Origin of the sequence: Microbispora sp. ATCC PTA-5024 (genome assembly GCF_000511135.2) — a bacterium.
GTDB lineage: Bacteria > Actinomycetota > Actinomycetes > Streptosporangiales > Streptosporangiaceae > Microbispora > Microbispora corallina.
On the sequence record NZ_KI866525.1, the window covers coordinates 1025937 to 1034242 of the forward strand.

Below are 8306 nucleotides of genomic sequence, written 5' to 3' on the forward strand. Positions count from 1 at the left end.
CTCGTCCGCGGCGCGCCGCCGGGGCGCGGGCGTCTCGTAGGCGCGGGCGAGGCGCAGGAGGCGGTCGGCGAGGAGCGCGGCCGTCGGGCGGCGGTCCGGGTCGCGGTGCAGCGCGGCCCGGACGAGGGGCAGCAGGGCGGCCGGCACGCCCACCAGGTCGGCCTTGCCGTTCAGCACGGCGTACATCTGGGCCTCGGCCGTCCCCCTGCCGAACGTCGGGCGGCCGGTGGCGGCGAACGCCACGGTCGCCGCCCAGCCGTGGACGTCCGCGGGCGCCCCCACCTCCTCGTCCGCGTACAGCTCGGGGGCGCAGTAGCCGGGGGTGCCGAGGAAGGTCCCGGTCATCGTGACCCGGGTGGCGTCGAACACCTGGGCGATCCCGAAGTCGATCAGCACGGGCCCGTCGGCGGCCAGCAGCACGTTGGCCGGTTTGACGTCCCGGTGCACCACGCCGCCGGCGTGGATGATCGCAAGCGCGGTGGCGAGGCCCTGGGCGAGCGCGACGAGACCGCCGCGCGTCAACGGCCCGGTCCGCCGTACGGCGTCGAGCAGCGTCTCGCCCTCGATGTACTCGATGACGAGGTACGGCCGGTCACCCGACAGGTCGGCGTCGAGCACCTGGGCGACGTAGGGGCTCTCGACCCGCCGCAGGGCCCGGACCTCACGTTCGAGCCGTAATCGGGCGTCCGGGTCGTTCTCGATGGGGTCGCGGAGCAGCTTCACCGCGACGTGGTCGCCCCGGCGGTTGGCGGCGAGGTAGACCTCGCCCATGCCGCCCCGGCCCAGCCGCCGCAGCAGCGTGTACGGGCCGACCCGCCCCAGACGTCCAGCCATAGGAGCGCCAACCATAGCGGCCCGGGACGGCGGAGTCTCGGAGGCGCGCCGGGTTGCGAACGGGTTGAAGCCGGTTGAAGCCGGCGCCACCACCCCACGACACGCGATCGGCCAAGGCGGCCCGAGGCGGCCGCCGTCCGGACGCGGCGGTCAGACCCGGATGTGCCCGTCGCCCGTGTAGATCCACTTGGTGGAGGTCAGCTCCGGGAGCCCCATCGGGCCGCGGGCGTGCAGCTTCTGCGTCGAGATGCCGATCTCCGCCCCGAACCCGAACTCGCCGCCGTCCGTGAACCGGGTCGAGGCGTTGACGGCCACGGCGGCCGAGTCCACGGTCGCCACGAACCGCCGCGCGGCCTGCTGCGAACGGGTGACGATGGCGTCCGTGTGGGCGGAGCCGTACCGCCTGATGTGCGCCACGGCCTCGTCGAGCGAGTCGACCACGGCGGCGGCGATGTCGAGCGAGAGGAACTCGGCGCGGTAGTCGTCCTCGGTGACGGGCACCACGTCGGGGCTGTAGGCCCGGGTGCGCTCGTCCCCGTGGACGGTCACGCCCGCGTCCTTGAGCGCCGCCAGCGCCCGGGGCACGAACGCGTCGGCGATCCCGGCGTGCACGAGGAAGGTCTCGGCCGCGTTGCACACCGAGGGACGCTGCGCCTTCGCGTTCACGAGGATCGTGATCGCGGTGTCGATGTCCGCGTCCGCGTCGACGTAGACGTGGCAGTTGCCGACGCCGGTCTCGATCACGGGGACGGTCGACTCCTCCACGATGCTGTTGATCAGCGAGGCGCCGCCGCGCGGGATCAGCACGTCGACCAGGCCACGGGCGCGCATCAGGTGCTTGACCGACTCACGGCTACGGCCCGGCACCAGCTGCACGGCGTCGGCGGGCACGTCGGTCCCGGCCAGGGCCTCCTGCATGATCCGCACGAGCACGGTGTTCGAGGAGTACGCGCTGGACGAGCCGCGCAGCAGCACGGCGTTGCCGCTCTTCAGGCACAGGGCGGCGGCGTCGACGGTCACGTTGGGCCGGCCCTCGTAGACGATGCCGATCACGCCGAGGGGCACCCGCACCTGGCGGAGCTCCAGGCCGTTCGGCAGCGTGCTCCCGCGCACGACCTCGCCGACCGGGTCGGGCAGGCCGGCCACGTGCCGCACGGCCTGGGCGATCTTGACGACGCGCCCGGCGTCGAGCCGCAGCCGGTCGATCATGGCCTCCGACGTGCCGCCCTCCCGGGCCCGCTCGACGTCGTCGGCGTTGGCCGCGACGATCTCGGCGGTCGCCGCCTCCAGGGCGTCCGCGACCGCCAGCAGCGCCGCGTCCTTGGGCGCGCGCGGCAGCGGCGCGAGGGCCGTCGCGGCCTCCCTGGCCGCCCGCGCCACCTTCAGGAAGTCCTCTGCCTCAGACATTGCCTCGCGCTCCTGTCGTCAGTGCGTGTGCTCCAGTATGACGATGTCGTCCCGGTGGATGAGCTCCCGCTCGTACTCGGGGCCGAGCGTGCTCGCCAGCTCGCGGGTGGACCGGCCGAGCAGCTCGGGGATCTCCGCCGCGTCGTAGTTCACCAGCCCGCGGGCGACCGGGACGCCCCGCGGGCCCACGAGGTCGACCGGGTCGCCGGCGGCGAAGTCGCCCTCGACCTTCACGACACCCGCCGGCAGCAGCGACTTGCGCCGCCCGACGACGGCCTCGACCGCCCCCTGGTCCAGGTGCAGCCGTCCCCGGCCGGTGGCCGCGTGGGCCAGCCAGAGCAGCCTCGTGCCGGGGTGGCGGCCGCCGGGCCGGAAGTAGGTGCCGACGTCGGAACCGGCCAGCGCCTGCGCGGCGTGCGCCGCGGCGGTCAGCACGACCGGCACGCCGGCGCCGGTCGCGATGCGGGCCGCCTGCACCTTGGTGACCATGCCGCCCGTACCGACGCGTCCCGAGGTGCCGAGCTCCACGCCCTCCAGGTCCTCCGGGCCGCGGACCTCCGCGATCCGCCGGGCGCCGTCCTTCCTGGGGTCGCCGTCGTAGAGGGCGTCCACGTCGGACAGCAGCACCATGGCGTCGGCGTGGATCAGGTGGGCCACCAGCGCGGCCAGCCGGTCGTTGTCGCCGAAGCGGATCTCGTCGGTGGCCACCGTGTCGTTCTCGTTGACCACGGGGACGATGCCGAGCTCCAGGAGCCGGGCGAGCGTCCGCTGGGCGTTGCGGTGGTGCGAGCGGCGCATCATGTCGTCGGCCGTCAGCAGGACCTGGCCGACGCGCAGGCCGTACCGGGCGAAGGAGGAGGTGTAGCGGGCGACCAGCACGCCCTGCCCGACCGAGGCCGCCGCCTGCTGGGTCGCCAGGTCCTTCGGCCGGGCGCGCAGCCCGAGCGGGCCGAGCCCGGCCGCGATGGCCCCGGACGACACGAGCACGATCTGGGTGCCCTCCCGCCGCCGGGCGGCGAGCACGTCGACGAGGGCGTCGACCCGGTCGACGTCGATCATGCCCTCGGGGGTCGTCAGGGAGGACGAGCCCACCTTGACGACCAGCCGCGCGGCCGCGCGGATGCGGTCCCTGCCTGACACGCCGCTCCCTGTCCCGCTCGTCCCCCGCCGGGCGTGCCGCCCGTACGGTGGGTTCCCGCCGATTATCTAGCCGAGGCGTCTGTCGGTGCCGCGGGGCCCCAGGGCCGCGGCCGCCTCGCCCTGCGACGGCTGCCAGTCGAAGACGTAGCCGCCCTGCATCGGGCCGATGACCACTTCGGCGCCCGGCAGCGCGCCGGCCCCGATCAGCGCCTCCTCGACCCCGAGCCGTTCGAGCCGGTCGGCCAGGTAGCCGACGGCCTCGTCGTTGGCGAAGTCGGTCTGGCGGATCCACCGCTCGGGCTTCTCGCCGGTGACCTGGAAGGTGTTCTCGGCGACCCGCCGCACCGCGAAGCCGGTCTCGCCGAGCTGCTTGGGCCGGATGACCAGCCGCGTCGGCTCCTCGACCGGCGCCTCGGCCCGGGCCCGGGCGACCATCTCGCCCATCGCGTACGTCAGGGGCCGCAGGCCCTCGTGGCTGGCCGCCGAGATCTCGAAGACCCGCAGGCCGCGCTCCTCCAGCAGCGGCGTGACGATGTCGGCGAGCTCCCGGCCGTCCGGGACGTCGACCTTGTTCAGCGCGACCAGCCGCGGCCGGTCCTGCAGCGACCCGTACGCCGCCAGCTCGGCCTCGATGACGTCGAAGTCGGTCAGCGGGTCGCGTCCCGGCTCCATCGTGGCGCAGTCGAGGACGTGCACGATCGTCGAGCAGCGCTCCACGTGGCGCAGGAACTCGTGGCCGAGGCCCCGGCCCTCCGAGGCGCCGGGGATGAGGCCGGGGACGTCGGCCACCGTGAAGACGGTCTCGCCCGCCGTCACCACCCCGAGGTTGGGGATCAGCGTCGTGAACGGGTAGTCGGCGATCTTCGGGCGGGCCGCCGAGAGGGCGGCGATCAGCGACGACTTGCCGGCGTTGGGGAAGCCCACGAGCGCGACGTCGGCGACGGTCTTCAGCTCCAGGACCACGTCGGCCTCGTCGCCCGGCTCGCCGAGCAGCGCGAACCCGGGGGCCTTGCGCCGGGAGTTGGCCAGCGCGGCGTTGCCGAGGCCGCCGAACCCGCCCTGGGATGCGACGTACCGGGTGCCCGCGCCGACCAGGTCGACCAGCACCTCGCCCGTCTCCGCGCTCCTGACCACGGTGCCGTTGGGGACCGGCAGGACGAGGTCCTCGCCGTTCGCGCCGTCCCTGTTGGAGCCCATGCCCTGCTTGCCGTTGCCGGCCCTGCGGTGGGGCCGGTGGTGGTAGTCGAGGAGGGTGGACGTGTTGGGGTCCACCTCCAGGATCACGTCACCGCCGCGGCCGCCGTTGCCGCCGTCCGGGCCGCCCAGGGGCTTGAACTTCTCCCGGTGGATGGAGGCGCAGCCGTTCCCCCCGTCTCCCGCCTTGATGTGCAGGACGACGTGGTCGACGAAGTCGGCCATCAGCCGCTCCCCCCTTTCTGAAAAAGCGAATGAGGCGGACCGAGTGCTCGATCCGCCTCATCCAGCTGCGTTTTTGGCGCTTGTGTTCCCCGTGGGCGGATCTACTCCGCGAGCGGGATGATGCTCACCGCGCGGCGCCCGCGCTTGGTGCCGAACTGCACGTGGCCGGCGGCCAGCGCGAACAGGGTGTCGTCGCCGCCGCGGCCGACGTTGTCGCCCGGGTGGAAGTGCGTGCCGCGCTGCCGGACGATGATCTCGCCGGCGTTCACCAGCTGACCGCCGAAACGCTTCACGCCGAGACGCTGGGCGTTCGAGTCACGACCGTTCCGGGTGGACGAGGCGCCCTTCTTGTGTGCCATGGTTCACTCCCTTTCGGGGGTAAGCGGGGGTCGTCCCCCGGGAAATTACTGTCCGGGGTTGATGCCGGTGACCTTGACCTGGGTGTACCGCTGGCGGTGACCCTGGCGCTTCTTGTACCCGGTCTTGTTCTTGTACTTCAGAATGCGGATCTTGGGGCCCTTGGTCTCGCCGAGGATCTCGGCGGTCACCTGGAACCGGGCAAGCGTGGCGGCGTCGGTGGTGACATCGCCGTCGTTGACGACGAGCACCGCCGGCAGCGACACCGAGGAGCCAACCTCTCCGGCGACCTTGTCCACCTCGAGGACGTCCCCGACGGAGACCTTCTGCTGCCTGCCGCCGCAACGAACGATCGCGTACACCGCGGAACCCTTCTTCTGGCTAATGCTGAGATGCCGCGCCCCGCATCCAGTCAGCTGTCGATGAGACGACCGGCGATCCGGGCAGGCGCGCGAAGCCAGGCGCGCCGACTCGGGGCGCACCGGATGACAAGGGTACCGGATGTTCGGTACCGAGGTCGAACCGGCGGACCACCGGGTGACGATTTCAACCGGCACGTCCCCGGACCCCAGGCGGGCTCCGGGGACGCGACCGTCAGTCGGCCGCCTTCCTCCGGGAACGGCGGCGGCCACGGGAGTGGGACGCGGAGACCTCGTCCTCCTCGCCGTCGATGGCGTCGGTGACGCTCTCCCGGGAGCTGCCGGACGCTGCCGCCACCGAGCCCTCCGAGGCGGCGAGCTTGTCGGCCACGGCCTTCTCGACCGCCATCTTGCCCTGCGTGCCGCGCGGCTCGGGCTTGGCCTCGACCGGCTCGGTCGAGACGATGATGCCGCGGCCGTGGCAGCAGTCGCACGGCGTGGAGAACGCCTCCAGCAGGCCCTGGCCGACCCGCTTGCGGGTCATCTGCACCAGGCCCAGCGAGGTGACCTCGGCCACCTGGTGCTTGGTCCGGTCGCGGGCGAGGCATTCGAGCAGCCGCCGCAGCACGAGGTCGCGGTTGCTCTCCAGCACCATGTCGATGAAGTCGATCACGATGATGCCGCCGATGTCCCGCAGCCGGAGCTGGCGGACGATCTCCTCGGCCGCCTCCAGGTTGTTGCGGGTGACGGTCTCCTCGAGGTTGCCGCCCTGGCCGGTGAACTTGCCGGTGTTGACGTCGACGACGGTCATCGCCTCGGTGCGGTCGATCACCAGCGAGCCGCCGGACGGCAGCCACACCTTCCGCTCCATCGCCTTGGCGATCTGCTCGTCGATCCGGTAAGCGGCGAAGACGTCGGACGCCGGGTCCCACTTCTTCAGCCGGTCGGCCAGGTGCGGCGCGACGTACCGGACGTACTCGTCGACCGTCGTCCACGCCTCGTCGCCCTCGACGACCAGCTGGGTGAAGTCCTCGTTGAAGACGTCCCGGACCACCCGGACCGTGAGGTCGGGCTCGCCGGACAGCAGCTCAGGCGGGCTCGCCGACTTGGCCTTGCGCTGGATGTTCTCCCACTGCGCCGACAGACGGGCCACGTCGCGGCCGAGCTCCTCCTCCGAGGCGCCCTCGGCGGCGGTGCGCACGATCACGCCCGCGTTCTCCGGCATGACCTTGCGGAGGATCTGCTTCAGCCGCGCCCGCTCCTTGTCCGGGAGCTTGCGGGAGATGCCCGTCATCGAGCCGTCGGGCACGTAGACGAGGTAGCGGCCGGGCAGGCTGACCTGGGAGGTCAGCCGGGCGCCCTTGTGGCCGATCGGGTCCTTGGTGACCTGGACGAGCACCGACTGGCCCGACTTGAGCGCCGCCTCGATCCGCTTCGGCTGGCCCTCCAGGCCGGCCGTGTCGAAGTTCACCTCGCCGGCGTACAGGACGGCGTTGCGGCCCTTGCCGATGTCGACGAACGCGGCCTCCATCGAGGGCAGCACGTTCTGCACCTTGCCGAGGTACACGTTGCCGACGTACGACTGGCTGGACTCGCGGTCGACGTAGTGCTCGACCAGGACGCCGTCCTCCAGCACCGCGATCTGGGTGCGGCCGCCGTGGCGGCGCACCACCATGACGCGCTCAACCGCCTCGCGCCGGGCCAGGAACTCCGACTCGGTGATGATCGGCGGGCGGCGCCTGCCCAGCTCGCGGCCCTCGCGGCGGCGCTGCTTCTTCGCCTCCAGCCGGGTCGATCCCCGCACGCCCTGGACCTCGTCGACCGAGGTGGACCGGGTGGCGCGGGGGGCCCGGATACGGACCACCGTGTTCGGCGGGTCGTCCGGGGTGGTGTCGGCGTCGTCGCCCCCGCGGCGGCGACGGCGGCGACGGCGGCGGGACCCGGTGGATCCGCCCTCGTCGTCGGCCTCGCTCTCGCGGTCCTCCTCCTCGCCCTGCGCGGCCTGCGGCTCCTCGCCCTCCGCCTCGGACTCGGAGTCGTCGCCGTCCTCGGCGTCCCTGGTCCGGGAGCCCCGGCCGCGGCCGCCGCGACGACGGCGCCGCCGGCGCGTGCCGCCCTCGCCCTCGGACTCCTCCTCGCCCGTCTCGGCGGCCTCGTCGGCCTCCTCCGGCTCGGCCTCGTCGTCGGCCCGGTCCAGGCGGTCGGCCTGAGCGGCGGGCCGCGGCGCCGGGACGGCGAACGGGTCGGGAGCCTGGAACAGCGGCTGGAACACCGCCTGGGGCGCCTGGAAGGTCACCGACGGGACCTCGGCCTGCCGCGCCGACAGCCCGAACGGGTCGTTGACGAGGCTCGGCCGGCCGGCGGGCCCCTCGTCGTCCTCATCGAGATCCGTGTCGAGGTCCTCGTCGAGATCGTCGGCCAGATCCTCGTCGAGGTCCGCGGCCTCGGGCGTCCCGTCGTCGTCGAGCGGCTCCACGTCGAGGAGCTCACCCTTCAGCGGCTCGAACGCCGAGGGCTCGGTGAGATCCTCCTCACCTGGCATGTTGAGCCGCAGCGCGGCGGCCACCTCGGCCTCGGCGGCGCTCATCGCCCTGGATCGTTCCGGCGCGACCTCGTCTTTCCTGCCGCGGGTGCGCCTGCGCCTGACCGGCGCCTGCTCCTCCGCCACGGGCTCCGGCTCGGGCGCCGGCTCCTCGGTCCGCTTGCGCGTGCGCCGGCGCCGTACGGGCTCCTCGGCGGGAGCGGTCTCGGCCGCGGCCGTCTCGCCCGGCTCCCCGGCGCCGCTCCCCG

The 8306-nt window shown here is 73.3% G+C and carries 7 protein-coding genes; all 7 read right to left on the reverse strand.

Annotated features, from left to right (window positions below; genetic code table 11):
- Positions 1-834: serine/threonine-protein kinase (locus MPTA5024_RS30620; RefSeq protein WP_157099831.1), on the reverse strand; the 834-nt coding region annotated here is incomplete at its 3' end.
- Positions 835-984: 150 nt separating this feature from the next.
- Positions 985-2241, reverse strand: coding sequence for a glutamate-5-semialdehyde dehydrogenase (locus MPTA5024_RS30625; protein WP_036330707.1), 1257 nt, complete (start codon positions 2239-2241; stop codon positions 985-987).
- A gap of 18 nt (positions 2242-2259) precedes the next feature.
- On the reverse strand, positions 2260-3381 hold the full coding sequence (gene proB, locus MPTA5024_RS30630) for a glutamate 5-kinase (protein ID WP_232326707.1): 1122 nt from the start codon (positions 3379-3381) through the stop codon (positions 2260-2262).
- 66 nt (positions 3382-3447) lie between these two features.
- The gene (obgE, locus tag MPTA5024_RS30635) at positions 3448-4800 is read right to left on the reverse strand and encodes a GTPase ObgE (RefSeq protein ID WP_036330708.1); all 1353 of its coding nucleotides are present in this window, start codon (positions 4798-4800) and stop codon (positions 3448-3450) included.
- A gap of 101 nt (positions 4801-4901) precedes the next feature.
- Entirely contained in the window at positions 4902-5159 is a 258-nt protein-coding gene (rpmA, locus tag MPTA5024_RS30640) for a 50S ribosomal protein L27 (protein WP_036330709.1), read from the reverse strand.
- Positions 5160-5204: 45 nt separating this feature from the next.
- Positions 5205-5519, reverse strand: coding sequence for a 50S ribosomal protein L21 (gene rplU, locus MPTA5024_RS30645; protein WP_036330710.1), 315 nt, complete (start codon positions 5517-5519; stop codon positions 5205-5207).
- Positions 5520-5751: 232 nt separating this feature from the next.
- Complete coding sequence (locus MPTA5024_RS30650; protein ID WP_084370150.1) at positions 5752-8103, reverse strand: Rne/Rng family ribonuclease; 2352 nt, start codon at positions 8101-8103, stop codon at positions 5752-5754.
- Positions 8104-8306: the final 203 nt, after the last annotated feature.